Below are 14,624 nucleotides of genomic sequence, written 5' to 3'. Positions count from 1 at the left end.
TTCTCCGTTCCTGAGGACCTCTGACGCGCGGGACTCGGCGGGCAGGGTGCGGACGCACTATGCGATCTTCGTGCCAGCGGTTGACGTCATGCTCACGGCAACACTGGCCGAGAAGCTGTGCCCGCTGTCGCGCGCCCACGTCGATGCCCCGGTGCCCGAGATGCTGATGCGGATCCGACCTGCACCTTTACGAGGTCCTCGGTCCGTTCCTGGAACCGGGCGACGTCCTGGGCCACGAATCCATGGGCGTCGTCGAGGAGGCAGGCCCCGACGTCGACGCTCTTGCCGCCGGTGACCGCGTGGTCATCCCCTTCAACGTGTCCTGCGGGACCTGTTTCATGTGCTCGCAGGGCCTGCAGTCGCAATGTGAGACGACGCAGGTGCGCGCGTACGGTTCCGGAGCCGCCTTTTTCGGCTACACCAAGTTGTACGGACAGGTACCGGGCGGCCAGGCGGAGTACCTGCGTGTGCCGTTCGGCAACACCCTCCCGATCAAGGTGCCCGACGGGCCGGCCGACGACCGTTTCGTCTTCCTCTCCGATGTGCTGCCGACCGCCTGGCAGGCTGTCGAGTACGCGGCGATACCGCCCGGCGGCTCAGTGACCGTGCTGGGGCTTGGTCCGATCGGCGACATGGCCACACGCATCGCGCAACAGCGCGGTGCAGGGCTGGTCATCGGCGTGGACCTCGTAGACGAACGTATCGAGCGGGCTTCCGCCCACGGCGTGAAGTGCCTGGACCTGCGACGCCGCAAGAAGGATCTCGGGGACGCGGTACGCGCGCTGACCGACGGCCGCGGCACCGACTCCGTGATCGACGCGGTCGGCATGGAGGCGCACGGCAACCCGATGACCAAGGCCGCCCAGTGGGCGACAGGGCTGCTGCCCGACGCACTCGCCCAACCACTCATGGAGAAGGCGGGAGTGGACCGGCTCGCCGCACTCTACGCGGCGATCGACCTCGTACGACGCGGCGGCACCGTCTCGCTGTCCGGGGTGTACGCCGGAGCCATGGATCCCATGCCCACGCTGCGCATGTTCGACAAGCAGCTCCAGTTCCGCATGGGGCAGGCGAACGTGCGGCGCTGGGTACCGGACATCCTCCCGCTGCTCACCGACGAGGACCCCCTCGGCGTAGACACCTTCGCCACCCATCACCTGCCGCTCGAAGAGGCACCACAGGCGTACGCAGCGTTCACGGCGAAGCAGAACGGCATGATCAAAACCCTGCTGCGCCCCTGAACCACCTGAATCTGCAGATCGGATGGCGCAGCACACGTGACGGCCGTAGCGCCGGGGATACCGGTGGGCAGCAGTTCACGCCCCGGTTGGGCAGCAGTTCACGCCCCGGTGCTGAGCACGTCGACCGCACAGCACTCCCGTCGCGGAGATCCAGCTGCTGCAAAAAAGTATGTTCTCCTACCCCTCGTCGGCGAGAACGCGAAGCCCTGCATCGAGGTGCCCGTCGAAATTTCCGAGGCCCGCAAGGTGCGTGGAGCGGCCATCTCCTTCGACGATCCCTTCAGCCAAACCCCGAATGTCCTGGCTCAGCTTGACCCTCGTGGAGCGCGAACACATCGTCGCCGCCTCTGCGTTCGAGCTCGGCACATCTTGGGAGATGGCCAGGATGGCTTCCTCAGCCCGGCCCCAGCCGGGGAGCCCACTGGAAACGCTTCGTGTCACGCGTCCGGCCACCACGTCCGTGCAATGTCTTTGCGGACGCCTGGATGCGAAGGGGCCTCGGGTTCCTCGCGAGTGCGGCGAGAATCGGTCTTCGTCTGACGCTTCTGCATTACTGCTCGACGCATGGCTACCTCCCGATGACGTTCGAGTTCCACGGAAGGTGCCTGGTAACCAATTCTGCAGATTTTGCCTAACTCTTACGGTTACTCTCGGTTGCCGATGTCCGTAGGGCATCACCCGATGGAGCCCTTGACTCCGTAGCGCCGACAAATTCTTCCACGAGTGGAGGCGATTACTCGGCGCGGATCCTGCATCTCGCCCCGGGCATGTTCGGGCACGGAATTATTGCCAACAGCGACCTGCAGTGATACGCCGGATTACTCGGCGTCAGGTCAGTTGGTCGAGTGGGGCAGGCGGGCAAACGGACGTGATTCAGATCCGCTCGCCGAGTATCTTGGAAGTCGACCGGGCCTCTCGAACCGAGGGGGCACATCTGATGTCCTTGAGTGAAAAGGCCATAGAATCCGCGATTCTAGGATTGCTCGAGCAGCGAGCTTCTGGCGCGTCGATTTGCCCATCGGAGGTAGCTCGTGCGCTTGATCGGCGCCGCGGCGACAAGTGGCGAGAATTCATGGAGCCAGTGCGTCGCGCTGCCGACCGGCTTGCTGACGCCGGTTTGGTGGTCATCACCCAGAGCGGTGTCCCGGTCGACGTTCGACACGTTCAGGGCCCCATCCGTATCCGCCGCCCGGTGCGACGCAGCAGTGGCGAGGGGCCTGGGCCTGCCGCTTCGCCGGGCATCCCGCCACCGTGATCGAGGGAGCCTGTCGCAGCAGGTACGGCTTGCGATCACCTAGTGAGGACCCCGGGTAGCGCGAGGGCACCCCGGAGGACGGTGCCGGCCAGGAGGTAGACCACGAACTGTGGGACGGCTCCCGCTGCGAGGCTCCCTGCGAGAAGAAGAGCAGCGCGGCGCTCCCGCCTCGGCGCAGTGCGTGCGAGATGGGTGACAAGCGCGGGTAGGGATGATCTGTCGCGACTGTGAGCGGATTCGGCACGCACCGAAGGGGTACGTGATTGCTGGGTGGTCCCGCCGGGTCTCTGTTCCCGGTGAGGGCCGCTGTGCCGGGACTCTGGCGTCTTTGGGTCCAAGACCTCCAGGAGGGCACAGCCATCATGATCCTCACTGTCACGGACGCCGGTGTCACGGCGGTCTTCACCCCGCGCGGCGAGATCGGCTTCGACACGCTGCCCGGTGTACTTGCCCGCGCGCAGGAAGTACCGCATACGGCAACCGGCGTGACCTGGGACCTGCGGCAAGCCCGGTTCATGGATGTCGCGGGCCTTCACCTGCTGATCCATCAGCGGCTGGCCTGCCAGAACACGCGCCGAATTCTCACCGTCGTCGGCCTTCAGCAGCAGCCGAAGCGACTGCTCGACCTGGCGTGGGAGCTCTTCCCTGATAATCACTGGGACGACTTCCTGCCCGGCGGTCTGCTTGCGGCACCTTACTGAAGCCCACATCACCGACCTTGACAGCGGCACAGGTCCTGGGCGACTAGGGGAAGTCGTCCGCCGGGCGAGGGCTGGGGACGGGGCGCTGCCGGACGTCTCCGCTGAGAACGCCTCATCGGCCAAGTGCTGCCCCGCCGCCGGGCCGGGGCGGTTCGCCGGGGTGTTGTCCTGGCGAACCGCCGCACGGGGCTAGGGTCCGAACCCCGTGTACTGGGCGGGTATCCCTCTCGCCCCGCTCCCAACCGCTGTGAGCGCGCGCCACGTCGATTCACTGAGAATTTCCCGTTCCAAGCGGGCATGTGCATCATTGTCGATTTTCGGTGGCGGTGACCGAGGGGATGGCCGCGACGACGTCACAGATTCAAGCACGGCCGGAAATAGCGGATCCTTCCCTGGTCACTTCACGGGATGCGCGTCAGCTGCCGAAGCTGTTTCCCGACCAGATGGCCGTGCTCGAGGAAGGGAGTTCACTGAATTGTGGTGCCCTGCCCCTGGCGAGGGTAGGGCTGCCGAGCGGGGCCTGGGGCTCTGTGTTCAGGTGGCCTGTGGCAGGGGCATGCGGATACGGATGTGTTTGCCGTTGGGGCGCCCGCGCTGGCCTTCAACTCGTGCCGCGTTCGGAAGCCGAGCGCGCCTGCCGCCTGTCCGGAGGAGGAGGCGACCATGGGGCCTGCCCTGAGGAGACGGAAATGCGCCGGCCCCTGCCGGCCCCAGTGACCGTGAAGCCTCGGCCCGGCGCCCTCCGGCCCCTGCGGAATGCAGGCTTCACCCAAACTGTCCGCAGCGTGTGGGGCTTGGTGCAGACAGGAGAGCATGACCTCTCGCTCCTGGGTAACCCGATGGGGACCGAAAGGCCGTAGGCGACCTACAGCGATATTTTGGGAGCAGAGATATGGCTGGCTACAGCGGAAGCGGTGCGCAGCGCGCGAGCGGGACCAACGGGCTGGCAGTCGCGGGACTGGTCTGTGGCATCGTCGGCCTGTTCATCCTGCCGATCATCCTGGGACCCCTGGCAGTCGTCTTCGGTGCTGTCGCGCTGCGTCAGACCAGGAGCGCAATGCCCAAGTGGGACATCGGCCTTGGCATGGCCGACCTTGTGCTCGTAGTCGTGACGTTTGCCGTTGCGGTCCACAACGACGGCGGCTTCTTCTGGCATGTCGGCTGATCGGGCCGGCCTGACGGCATGCACCGCCTCACGGCTTCAGGGCGCCAGGCACCGCCCCTCGGAGATCACGTCCGCCCGGTTCCAGACGACCGGGCGGATGCCGGGCTCGACCGTGGCGAGAACGATCCGTCGGCCTGAGCGGGCACCTGCGCGCATGGACCGGGAATACCGCTCGCTACAGGACGACGCGGACAACAGCATGGGAAGTGAAGACACGATGGCAGTCAAAGCCATGGGCTGGGCCCACTCGTTCGCGGTGTCAGGAGGCGTGAGGGCCGGACGGCATTGGACGCGAGACCATCTCAGGTCCCTGCCCTGGGCCGCTGAAGAACCCGACATGGCTGACGCGATCGTCCTCTGCGTGTCCGAACTGCTCACCAACGCCCACGTCCATGCCCACAGTGATGCCCACCTCGTCCTCACCTGGGACGGCGATTGCCTACATGTGAGCGTCCACGACGAGGACCCCACCCTGCCCCGGCAGCGCGAGCCGGGGACAGGTGCGACGTCTGGACGGGGGATGGGCATCGTGGGCGCCCTTGCCGACGGCTGGAGCATGAAGTGCCAGCGGCACGGCAAGACGGTGACCGCGTGCTTCCGTCCGATCGCCGACCAGCAACAGAAAGGGGACCCGGCGCACACGCCGAACTGCCCGGCCGAATCAGGAATCACAGGCAGGAGTGACGCGACGCGGCAGTGATCGTCGCGCGTCGACATCCTTCGATCGAGCATCGTCAGGCCAGGGATCGTCCAGCCCTCGAGGAGGACGCGCTCCACTTCCCTAGGCGTCCATGGCAGCCACCTGCGCGCGGGGCGAGGGCGGGCGGTTGGCGGCGAAGCGTCCAGGGCGCGGTCAGCCGGCGGGCGTCGAGGCCGACTCCAGCGCTGCCCGCGTAGGGCCAGGCGGTCGTGGACAGCGCGTGGGTGCGCCGCGGAGGCTCAGCTTTGTGAACGGGAGAGCACGCGGGAGGGAGCGAGACCATGTCCCAACTGGCACCTGGTACTGACGAGGTGACAGCTGATGGAGGCGGAGAGCGCACTGCGCCAGGCGGGCACGCCCGGCCAGGGCCTCCGCCGCGCGAGGGCAGGGGTGGGCGGGACTTGGGGCTGACGGCATGGACGGGTCGGCTGATGGTCGTCTGCGGGATTCTTCTGCTGCCCTGGTTGTACATGCTGGCGACCGGACAGCCGGACGTCGCGACGGCGGCACAGTGGCCAGTGGCGTGGGTGGGCCTGGACGCACTTGAGTCGGTCGGTCTGATCGCCACTGGCGCTTTTGCGATCCGTGGCGACCGGCGATATCCCTTGGTGGCCGCCACGACGGCCACCCTGCTGGCGATTGACGCCTGGTTCGACACCACGACTGCGGCTGCGGGGAGCGCCTTCGTCACGGCTGCAGTGATGGCTTTCTGTGTCGAGTTGCCGCTGGCCGCGCTGTGCGCACGGCTGGCGATGCGGGCAGCACAACAGCCCTTGCTACACCGAAACGGTACAGACGCAGGGCGACCACCGCGGTGTGCCTGTCGGTCATTGGTCGAGTACCCCCACACAGCCGCGGGAGCAGTGACAGAAGCCGCGCGCGCAGACCACCGCGGACAAGACGCCCGGTGAGGCGAACCTCCTGGCCGGCTCGTCTGTCATCCGCCAGCACGGCGTGGTCGAACGGCACGGCGAGGTGGAGGACCTCGTCCAGGTCGGCATGACCGGGCTGATCAAGACGATGCACTGGCGCCGATGACTGCCGCGCCGGGTGAGCGGGAGCGGTGCATCATTCACATGCGGTTTGTGGACCCACTCGCCCAGGCCCAGATGGGCGAGCGTCCTGGGGCCTCCCAGATGCACGTGCGCCGCCTTGGAGAGACGGTCCGTTGTTTTCAGCGGCCGAGGGCCCTGGCCAGTTCCTGCTTGTTCATGGATGACCGGCCCTCGATGCCACGCTTCTTCGCCTCCGCGTACAGCTGGTCCCTATGACGCCGACGGGCTGGTCGACTAGGGCATGGGATTTCTGCTTCCCGGAAGGGCCGGGAGCACCCGTGTCGGGCAGCGTTCGGAGACCTGGACCACCACGTCAGGCAAGTGGCGGCGACCGGGGAGCGGCCTTGGGATGAGAAGCAGGCCGCGGCACGCGTCGATACGGAGGAGTAGGGGAGGGGATTCGGTTCGCCTACGCGGGCGGCGGGGTGGAGGCGGCCGTCGGCGGTGATGCGATTTCGGGCCTGTGTCTGTTCGACGGTGATGCTGTGGGCGGGAGCGGCGACGATCTGCAGGCAGTACCGGCCGTGCAGGCCCATGCGGGTGGGATCCGGCGCCCCGTGTGCCACCCTCCGTGACGGTGCCCTGTCCAACCCGGGGCTCTTCCAGCCGTGCGTAGCCGTCGACCCACTCAGCTCCGGACCGCTGCGCACGGCCCTTGACTCACTTGGCCTGACTCACCTGCGGCGGGAGAGGGCCGCGATTGGGATCCGGCCGTGTCGGAGGCGCCTCGGCTCAGCGGGCGATCCACGTTTTGATCTCGGCGGCGATGCTTCGTACGTCCAGACCGTCGCGGCTGACGCGGGCCGCGAGGACGGCGGCTTGTTTGGGCTGGACGTCCAGGATCTCGCCGCTGACCGAGAGGTAGGAAGCGGCGACGACCGCGCTGAACAGTTCGTTGGAGTGGTCAAGGGCCGGGCAGCGGATGAGCTGATGCATGAGCGCCGCTGCCCGGTGGTGGGACTCGGTGTAGACGAGCGTGTCCATGACCGTGTCGGAGTGCCTTGCGGCCGCGGCCGCGAGTGTGCCGAAGTCGGAGACGTCCGGGTCTCCGGGGATGTGCCGGTGCGCAAGGTCGAGGAGCCAGGCGCGGTCGATGCGGACGATCACGCGGCGGCCGCCGGCCCACGGTTGGCGGCCGGGTTCCCGAACTCTTCTGTGAAGGCGTCTCCGAAGGCATCCGCGAAGTGCGCGCCTGCGTGGAGGAAGCGGTGTCGCAGGTCGTTGGACTCGTCGGCGAGCACCTGCTTGGCGTACTCCTGCACGGACAGGCCCGCGGCCTCGGCGCGCTCTGCGATTCCGGCGTGGATCTCGTCGGGCACGCGTACATTGATCTGCTTCATGCGAGGAGTGTAGCGACCTGTACAGGTCGCTACAACCGCTTTGGGTCGCGACGGTCTCCGAGCCGCCCGCCGCCCCCACCTACCCTGGAACCCGTATCGCCGACCCCGCGGTTCTGGACCACGGCAGCCTCGGCGACCAGGAGCTCCAGCAGCACGTCTGCGTCACCGCACACGGCGGCGCCTGACCGAGCACCCGATCCGCCACCCCTGCCGCACCACTGTCAGGCGCCAACTCGTTTGACTGCAGGGAAAGGTGCGGTAAACCGCAGCGCAACCAACCGCCACTCCAGTGAGTCGTACTGGGCGGTGTGAGGACGCGTACGCCGGTGCCGCAAGGGGGTTCCGCTCTGAGTTCGCCGGTGTCATGGCCAGGGGTTCCGCCCGCTTCGGCGCCCGCGCTCTCAGCACGGTCGCGAGCGTGCGCCGGGCTCATCGACGCGTTCCCGCGCCTTCTTCTCCGCCTACGTCAGGACAGCCATGACTTCCCGTTCCCTCCCTCGGCGTCGCAGACGGCTTGTCGTCGCCACCGGAATCGCCCTGGTCAGCGGTGCCGTGCTGGCTCCCGTCGTCAACGCCGCCACCCCGGCCCCGACGACCACGGCAACGACCGCCACCACGCCCAGCAGCAAGCGCCTGCACGACGACTTCAACGGCGACGGCTACCCCGATCTGGCGATCGGCGCGCCGGGCACCCCGCTGAAGGGGCAGGCGAAGGCGGGGGCCGTCAGCGTGCTGTACGGCTCGTCCGGCGGGCTGTCGACCTCGCGCAGGCAGACACTGACCTGGTCGAACCGGTCGACGGTGCCGCAGCAGACGGGCTACGGCAGCAACCTGCAGAGCGGCGACCTTGACCGGGACGGCTACGCCGACCTGCTGTCGCTCGTGGACAGGTCTCCGATCAGCGGCTATCACGGACGTTTCCTGGCCGTCAACTGGGGTGGTCCCAAGGGGCTGTCCGCCACGCCGACCCTGCTGGGGAACGTGCCGGCGAGCTCCCGCGGCGTCTTCGTGGTCGCGGACGTCGACGGGGACAAGGATCCTGACGTGGCGGCGTGGGGCGACGATTACGGCGACGAGAACGCGCCGGGCGACGGCTCCGTGCTGCACGGTCCGTTCAAGCGCGACGGCCGCAGCGCGCGAGCGACCCGGTTCACCTTGTTCCCCGGCGAGGAGTGGTACGCCATCGCGATGGCCGCCGGTGACGTGACCGGCGACGGCATTGCCGATCTGGCCGTCAGCGTCAGGCAGCAGGACGGCGAGGTCGGTACCGGTGGGGTCGCCCTTCTGGCGGGCGGTCCTTCCGGGTTCACCTACCAGGGCCTTCTCAAGGACTCCCAGGGTCGGCTCATCCGCGGCGACGACGTCGCGATCGGTGACCTCGACAAGGACGGTCACGCCGACATCGTCGTCGGCCACTCTGTCGACGGCACCGACTACGACGTCGGCCTCCCCGTCAAGGGCGGTGCGATCGCCGTCGTCCACGGCGGCCGGAACGGCGTGTCCACCACCCGCAAGCCGGTGTGGATCAACCAGGACACAGCAGGCGTACCGGGAGTGGGGGAGTGGGGTGACGGCATGGGCGCGGGCCTGTCGATCGGCGACACCGACGGCGACGGCTACCCCGACGTGGCGATCGGCCTGCCCGGCGAGGACTTCGACGGCCTCACCGACGCCGGCACCGTGCTCGTGCTGCGCGGCGGCGCGACCGGTCTGACCACCACCGGCATCAAGTCGTTCAGCCAGAACACCGCGGGGGTACCCGGCACCGCGGAGAAGCTGGACCGTTTCGGCAGCGAGACCGCCCTCGTCGACGCCAACGGCGACAAGAAGGACGGCCTGGTCGTCGGCGACTGGCCGGAGAACGCGAACAGCGGTGCCGCGTGGGTGTTCTCGGCCGCCTCCGGCGGTATCACCGCGAGCGGTTCCTTCTCCTTCGGGCCGTCCACCATGGGCCTGCCCGCGACCGGGGCCCTGTTCGGTGACTCGGTGGCCGACTGACGGCGACACAGGGCCTACGCCACGCGCGTACCGTCGTCGAAATCGCGGCGGGAGCCACCCGGCACGCCACCACGATCGCGCGTCGCATCAGGGGAGTTGAGTGAGGTACGGGATCGCCTTCCTGGCGTTTCCGTTCGTGGCGCCCGGCGCCGCGGGGACTGAACGACCTCGTGAGTGCCCTCACGGCGTCGACGCGGATCGGTGTCCCGGGGAGAACGCGGGCGGGGACGGAGAGGAGGGCTCGGGCCCGACGGGACCGAGGACGATCGTTCGGCTGAACCCTCATGGAGCCTTTGGTCGCGGAGGCGACCGACCTTCACGACCCTGCGCGTCGACAGCCCCGGCCGGGACCGACACCGGCCGGGGCTGCTTGCGTCTCGGTCACCGGCCTCCGCGGTGTCGGCCGGCGGCGGGAGCGGCCTGTGTGTCCGGTGCACGACGCGAAAGGGTCAGAGCAAGCAGTTGGTCCTCGCCCGCTACCCGCTCTCGGTGAGGCGCTTGCCGGCTGAGGGCGGGTACCTGCACCCGGTGGGACCCGCTGCCGCAACTCCGTCAACGTCCCCGGATACGGTACCGGGCTCACGGCCGGCGTGCGATGGACGCAGCCCCGGCAGCTCTGGCAGCTACCGAGACGGGTGGGGGGATCTGTCGACTCAGCCGGACGGCCGAAAGTCCCGGAGACGCTGATCTATCGAGGAGAGCCATGTCCAGTGACTTGATCGGACCGCGATCGCCGCCGGGAGCGGTCTGCGAGGATGGCGGGTATGGATGTGCGGAGCAGGAACCACGTGACGGTGACCGGGCGGGCCGGTGCGCCGGTGGTGATGCTGGCGCACGGGTTCGGGTGTGACCAGAACATGTGGCGTCTGGTGGTGCCCGCCCTGGCGCAGGACTTCACCGTCGTCCTCTTCGATCACGTTGGCTCGGGGAACTCGCAGCTGTCGGCGTGGAGCCGAGATCGGTACGGTTCGCTGGACGGCTATGTCGACGACATCCTGGAGGTCATCGGGGAGTTGGCGCTGGGCCCGGTCACGTTCGTGGGGCATTCGGTCAGCGCGATGATGGGCGTACTGGCCGCCACGCGCAGGCCGGAAGCTTTTGCCGGACTGGTGCTGCTCGCTCCGTCTCCGCGTTTCATCGATGATCCGGCCACGGGCTACCGGGGCGGGTTCAGCGCCGCTGACATCGATGAACTGCTGGAGTCGCTGGACGCGAACTATCTCGGCTGGTCGGGCGCGATGGCCCCGGTGATCATGGGAAATCCGGAGCGGCCCGAGCTGGGCGAGGAGCTGACGAACAGCTTCTGCCGGACGGACCCGCAGATCGCGCGGCTCTTCGCCCGCGTGACGTTCCTGTCCGACAACCGTGCCGATCTCGTGGCGGTCACGGTGCCCACGCTGGTCGCACAGTGCTCCAGTGACGCGATCGCTCCACCGGAGGTGGGTGCTTTCGTCCATGCGCAGATCCGGGGAAGCCGACTGGTCACACTGAACGCGACAGGGCACTGCCCCCAGCTCGCGGCTCCGGAGGAGACCGCCGCAGCGATCTCCGCGTTCGCGGGAGCCGTACGGTGATGTGCGAGACCGGCGACGCGGCGGACAGCAAACACCAGACCGGGGACCATAAGCCCGCGGATGAGGCGGCCCGCTTCTCCGGTCTGCTGGAGGACAGTGCCGAGGACCTCTACGAGCACGCCCCCTGTGGCTACCTCTCCACGCTGCTGGACGGCCGGATCGCCAAGGTCAACGCGACTCTGCTGGACTGGCTCGGCTACGAGCGCGGCGACCTGGTGGGCCGCATGACCTTCTCGGATCTTCTGACCGTCGGCGGCCGGCTCTATCACGAGACCCACTTCGCGCCGCTGCTGCGCATGCAGGGCGAGATCAGCGGTGTCGCTCTGGAGCTCAAGGCCGCCGACGGCACCCGCCTGCCCGTCATGGTCACCTCGACCGTCAAGACCGGCAGCGACGGGCAGCCCCTCCTGATCCGAACCACCCTCTTCGACGCCCGCGACCGCCGCGCCTACGAGACCGAACTCCTGCGCGCCCGCCACGAGGCGGACCGGGAACGCGACCGCCTCAAGCTGCTGAACACCACCTTGCAGAAGACGCTGCTGCCTCCCGCGTTGGCGAACGTGCCCGGCCTGGACGTCGCCGCGCACTACCACATCGCTTCCGTCGACGAGGTCGGCGGCGACTTCTACGATCTGTTCCCCCTTGCCGCCGGTACCTGGGGCATGTTCCTTGGCGATGTGTGCGGCAAGGGCGCCCCCGCGGCGGCCATCACCTCTCTGGCCCGCTACACGCTGCGCGCCGCCGCCGTCTACAACCCGGATCCGGCCGCCGTCCTCGCGAACCTCAACACGGTTCTCAACCACGAGTACAGCGGCACCGATCCCCGCTTCTGCACCGTCATCTTCGGCCTGCTCACCCCCGACACAGACAGGGGCGGCTTCCGTATCACGCTGGCCAGCGGCGGCCACCCCCCAGCCCTGCTGATGCGCGCCGACGGGACCGCCGACTATCTGCCCACTCCCGGCGGACAGCTCATCGGCGTCCTGCCCGACGCCCAGATCTCCACCACCAGCGTCCATCTCGCCCCCGGCGACACCCTGCTCCTGCACACCGACGGCCTCACCGAAGCCCACACCACCGTGGCCAGCGGCGACGACCGGTACGGGGACGACGCTCTCCTCGACTTCGGCCGCAGCCTCGCCCCCTCCACGGCGTCCAACACCATCGACGCGGTGCGCGCACTGCTCGCCGCCTTCGGCACCGGCGTGGACGACGACACCGCCGTCCTCGCCATCCATGTGCCCCGAACCCTCAGTGAAGAGCAGCAGTGACCCAGAGCGTGGCCCTCCGCACCCGCACGACCGCCGCCGGCACGGTAATGGAACTCGCTGGGGACCTGGACCACCACACGGCTCCTCAGGTTCGTGACGCTCTCCTCGCGCTCGACGTGCGCCCCGGCGAGCAGCTCGTCCTCGACCTCGCGGCCATCACCTTCTGCGACTCCAGCGGGCTCAGTGTCCTGATCGTCGCCCGCAATCACGCCTTGGCCGCCGACGCAACCATCGCCCTGACCACGGTCCCCGAACGTGTCGGCCGGATCATCCGCATCGTCGGCCTGGACCAGGTCTTTCCCATTCATCCCACTGTGCAGGACGCCGAGGACGCTTGGCGATCCGCACAATGATCCACCGCTAAAGACCTCCAGCTGTCCGTTTTCATGAACAGAGCCATGGAGCTTTTCGCCGCGGAGGCGACGGCCCTTCACGACCATGCGCATCGACAGCCCCGGTCGCGACCGATACTGACCGGGGCCGTGGGACGTGTCAGCAATCTTGTGTAAGTCGGTTGGTGTCATTGGATGCTGAGCCGGTCCTCGAAGAAGAGTGAGAACTGGTTCAGTGCCTTTTTCCAGTGTGCGGCGACGTGGTTGGCGTCGCGCGCTTTGGGGTTGATCTGCTCGCGGACCGCGAGGTAGAGAACCTTCAACGCGGCCTGTTCTGAGGGGAAATGGCCGCGGTTGCGGGTGGCTCTGCGGAGCCGGGAGTTGATCGACTCGACCATGTTCGTGGAGTAGACCACCGTCCTTATGGCCGGCGGGAACGTCAGGTAGGGCGTGAACTCCGGCCAGGCCGACCGCCAGGTCCGGACGATCGCCGGATAGCGTTGCCCCAGGTCAGTGGCCTCGAATTCGTCGAGGGCCTGCTCGGCGGCCTGTTCGGTCGGGGCCGAACGGGTTACTGCTTTGTCGGCTTCGAAGTCGGTCCTGCAGCCGCCGGCACGCGAGCCGGTCGTCTTCCTGCACGACGAGCTCCCCACCGAGCTCGGTCGCGTTCGGCAGTTGCACGTGAAGGCCGCGTTGTCCGGGAACGCCGGCGTCACCTTGGTGAACCGGTGGGAGCGCGGCAGCACCCGTCCGGTGTCGGTGGGGAACAGGACGCGAGAACCGTCTCACCTGGGTTCGCCTGCCCATCCCAGCGGCAGGTCGGGCGAGGCTACAGGTGCGGTGAGCATCGGTTCGGGCAGCGTCCACATCACCCTGGATTCCCTCCGTGCGGCTGTGCCGCCGTCCGGGTACATCACGATGCGTGTGACGTCGGTTCCGGTCGGTAGTCCATGCGGCGTTTCCGGATGTGCGGCCGAATCGGGGGCGTGCGCACGTGTGGCGCACCCGGTGTCCAGGGCGTGGGTAGCAGTCTGGTCAGGACTGGTCGATGAAATGGGTGAGGAGCGAAGCATGGACTGGCGTGAGTTCGCGCAGGAGATGGCGTCGATGGCACGTGATCTTCTGGCGCAGCCGTCAGTGGATGCGACGCTGGAGCGGATCACGGCCTCGGCGACTGAACTGGTGGCGGGCTGTGATGCTGCCGGGATCCTCCTCGTGCGCGGAGTGGAGGTTCAGACGCTGGCGCCGACCGAGCAACTCGTGAGGCACCTGGACCGGCTGCAGCAGCGGGTGGGTCATGGGCCGTGCTTCGATGCCGCCCGCATGATGGGCTTCTTGCTCTTCACCGACGGCGAGGACTTCGGCACGCTGAACCTCTACTCCCGCAGGCCCGGAGCGTTCACGGAGGTCAGCGAGGATGCCGCCGTGATGCTGGCCTCACACGCGGCCGTCGCCCTCTCCAGCGCCCGCACGCACGCACAGATGGAACAGGCCGTTGCCACCCGCCACCAGATCGGGGAGGCGATGGGCATCCTCATGAGCAGCCTGCACCTCACCGAGGAACAGGCATTCGCAGCACTGCGCCGCCACTCGCAGGAGAACAACGTCAAACTTCGGGAGGTGGCCCGGCAGGTGTGCGAGGAGGGCGGCGTGCCCGGAAGGTGTCACCGGCACGGGGCTGAACCTGATGGAACTGGACTGTGAGGGCAAGGGAACGTCGCCGCACGTGGTCCCGCTGAGCAATGGCGTTGTGTGGTCCCGGGGTTGAGGCGCTCCAACGGATGGTTTGGCCTCCTACGGCCCACGTCAGTGCCGCCGTCCCGGCCGTGCGCGGCCCGCCTGCGAGAGCGTGAACCCGCCGATGAGATGGGGCCCTCAACAGGAAGCCTGGTCGGCCGACGCCGAGTCTGCTCGATCGGGCCCGTGGCTGATGGCCAGCTGGACCTGCTCGGTGTCTCGTGTACCAGGCGTGTATCCCCCCACTCGTTCGCA

At 68.0% G+C, this 14,624-nt stretch carries 11 protein-coding genes and 4 pseudogenes; 11 read left to right on the top strand and 4 right to left on the bottom strand.

Annotated features, from left to right (window positions below):
* Positions 1 to 167: 167 nt before the first annotated feature.
* The 6 genes and pseudogenes from OG776_RS01210 to OG776_RS01175 all read left to right on the top strand — a co-directional run.
* Positions 168 to 1,241, top strand: a pseudogene (locus OG776_RS01210) (alcohol dehydrogenase catalytic domain-containing protein); the annotation flags it as partial.
* Between the two features lie 937 nt (positions 1,242 to 2,178).
* Positions 2,179 to 2,496, top strand: coding sequence for a DUF3253 domain-containing protein (locus OG776_RS01200; RefSeq protein ID WP_329318252.1), 318 nt, complete (start codon positions 2,179 to 2,181; stop codon positions 2,494 to 2,496).
* 362 nt (positions 2,497 to 2,858) lie between these two features.
* Positions 2,859 to 3,197 carry an STAS domain-containing protein gene (locus OG776_RS01195; RefSeq protein ID WP_148012024.1) on the top strand — a complete coding sequence of 113 codons (339 nt, stop codon included), beginning with the start codon at positions 2,859 to 2,861 and terminating at the stop codon, positions 3,195 to 3,197.
* Between the two features lie 892 nt (positions 3,198 to 4,089).
* Positions 4,090 to 4,362 (top strand): DUF4190 domain-containing protein, encoded by a 273-nt coding sequence (locus tag OG776_RS01185; RefSeq protein ID WP_148012025.1) that lies wholly within the window; start codon positions 4,090 to 4,092, stop codon positions 4,360 to 4,362.
* 217 nt (positions 4,363 to 4,579) lie between these two features.
* Positions 4,580 to 5,062 carry an ATP-binding protein gene (locus OG776_RS01180; protein ID WP_329323622.1) on the top strand — a complete coding sequence of 161 codons (483 nt, stop codon included), beginning with the start codon at positions 4,580 to 4,582 and terminating at the stop codon, positions 5,060 to 5,062.
* A gap of 1,034 nt (positions 5,063 to 6,096) precedes the next feature.
* Positions 6,097 to 6,204: pseudogene (locus OG776_RS01175) on the top strand (RNA polymerase sigma factor SigF); the annotation flags it as partial.
* A 32-nt stretch (positions 6,205 to 6,236) separates the two neighbouring features.
* On the opposite strand, the pseudogene OG776_RS01170 reads toward OG776_RS01175, so the two are convergent.
* The 3 genes and pseudogenes from OG776_RS01170 to OG776_RS01160 form a co-directional block, all read right to left on the bottom strand.
* A pseudogene (locus OG776_RS01170) lies at positions 6,237 to 6,329 on the bottom strand (Rho termination factor N-terminal domain-containing protein); the annotation flags it as partial.
* Positions 6,330 to 6,849: 520 nt separating this feature from the next.
* Positions 6,850 to 7,224 carry a fic family toxin-antitoxin system, toxin component gene (locus tag OG776_RS01165; RefSeq protein WP_148011733.1) on the bottom strand — a complete coding sequence of 125 codons (375 nt, stop codon included), beginning with the start codon at positions 7,222 to 7,224 and terminating at the stop codon, positions 6,850 to 6,852.
* Positions 7,221 to 7,457 (bottom strand): plasmid mobilization protein, encoded by a 237-nt coding sequence (locus OG776_RS01160; protein ID WP_148011734.1) that lies wholly within the window; start codon positions 7,455 to 7,457, stop codon positions 7,221 to 7,223. The genes OG776_RS01165 and OG776_RS01160 overlap by 4 nt, the downstream gene beginning before the upstream one ends.
* Positions 7,458 to 7,934: 477 nt before the next feature.
* Between OG776_RS01160 and OG776_RS01155 the strand changes: the two genes are divergently transcribed.
* The 4 genes from OG776_RS01155 to OG776_RS01140 all read left to right on the top strand — a co-directional run bounded on the left by OG776_RS01155 (position 7,935) and on the right by OG776_RS01140 (position 12,653).
* Positions 7,935 to 9,455, top strand: a complete 1,521-nt coding sequence (locus tag OG776_RS01155) for an integrin alpha (protein ID WP_329318247.1) — start codon at positions 7,935 to 7,937, stop codon at positions 9,453 to 9,455.
* Between the two features lie 764 nt (positions 9,456 to 10,219).
* Complete coding sequence (locus OG776_RS01150) at positions 10,220 to 11,029, top strand: alpha/beta fold hydrolase (RefSeq protein WP_148011736.1); 810 nt, start codon at positions 10,220 to 10,222, stop codon at positions 11,027 to 11,029.
* Positions 11,029 to 12,300: a PP2C family protein-serine/threonine phosphatase gene (locus OG776_RS01145; RefSeq protein ID WP_148011737.1), complete on the top strand. Its 1,272-nt coding sequence runs from the start codon at positions 11,029 to 11,031 to the stop codon at positions 12,298 to 12,300. Before OG776_RS01150 ends, OG776_RS01145 begins: the two co-directional genes overlap by 1 nt.
* Positions 12,297 to 12,653 carry an STAS domain-containing protein gene (locus tag OG776_RS01140; protein ID WP_329318244.1) on the top strand — a complete coding sequence of 119 codons (357 nt, stop codon included), beginning with the start codon at positions 12,297 to 12,299 and terminating at the stop codon, positions 12,651 to 12,653. The genes OG776_RS01145 and OG776_RS01140 overlap by 4 nt, the downstream gene beginning before the upstream one ends.
* Before the next feature lie 167 nt (positions 12,654 to 12,820).
* Here the strand turns inward: OG776_RS01140 and OG776_RS42320 are convergent.
* A pseudogene (locus OG776_RS42320) lies at positions 12,821 to 13,177 on the bottom strand (transposase); the annotation flags it as partial.
* Between the two features lie 526 nt (positions 13,178 to 13,703).
* Between OG776_RS42320 and OG776_RS01130 the strand changes: the two are divergent.
* On the top strand, positions 13,704 to 14,336 hold the full coding sequence (locus OG776_RS01130; protein WP_148011739.1) for a GAF and ANTAR domain-containing protein: 633 nt from the start codon (positions 13,704 to 13,706) through the stop codon (positions 14,334 to 14,336).
* Positions 14,337 to 14,624 lie beyond the last annotated feature (288 nt).

It is taken from the genome of Streptomyces sp. NBC_01689 (assembly GCF_036250675.1).
Taxonomy (GTDB): domain Bacteria; phylum Actinomycetota; class Actinomycetes; order Streptomycetales; family Streptomycetaceae; genus Streptomyces.
This window is presented reverse-complemented; position numbering and strand designations above follow the sequence as displayed.